The organism is Cellulomonas telluris (genome assembly GCF_004886325.1).
In the GTDB taxonomy this organism is placed as follows: Bacteria; Actinomycetota; Actinomycetes; order Actinomycetales; family Cellulomonadaceae; genus Cellulomonas; species Cellulomonas telluris.
Map to the genome: position 1 here is coordinate 1 of NZ_QXFN01000020.1, position 674 is coordinate 674.

Genomic DNA, 674 nt, shown 5'->3' on the forward strand with positions numbered 1-674 from the left:
GGCCCTCACGCTGGACCAACCGCACCTCGACCCCTTCGCCGACGACGCGGGGGCGCAGACCGCGCGTGTGGCGAAGTCGCTCGCCGGCCACGGCCTGGCCGTCGTCATCGAGACCGGGTCGCGCTACGTCCTCGACCCGTGGCGCAAGCACGAGCCGACCCTCGTCAGCGACGGCGACCGGGGTCCGCGCACCGAGCTGCTGAGCCGGGCCGTGCGGATCGCCGCCGAGCTCGGCGCCGAGGCGATGTCGTGCTGGTCGGGCGTGCTGCCGGAGGGCGTGTCCGCCGACGAGGGCTGGCGCCGCCTCACCGACGGGCTCGGACCGGTGCTCGACCTCGCCCACGACCTCGGCGTCACGGTCTGCTTCGAGCCCGAGCCGGGGATGCACGTCGACACGGTCGACGAGGCGCTGGAGCTGCGGCGCCGGCTGGGCAGCCCGGACCACCTCCGCCTCACCGTCGACCTGGGCCACCTCGTGTGCAACGAGCCACGCAGCCCCCAGGCATCCATCGCCGTCGCCGGCGACCTCATCGGCAACGTGCAGGTCGACGACATGGTGCGCGACGTCCACGAGCACCTCGAGCTCGGCCAGGGCACCCTCGACCTGGACGCCGTGCTGCGCGCCCTGCTGGCGACCGGCTTCGACGGGCTGGCCAGCGTCGAGCTGCCCCGTC

1 protein-coding gene is annotated in these 674 nt (G+C 74.6%); it reads left to right on the top strand.

Features of this window, described 5'->3' with window-relative positions; genetic code table 11:
• On the top strand, positions 1–674 hold a 674-nt coding region (locus FB586_RS18505; RefSeq protein WP_136520835.1), incomplete at both ends, for a sugar phosphate isomerase/epimerase family protein.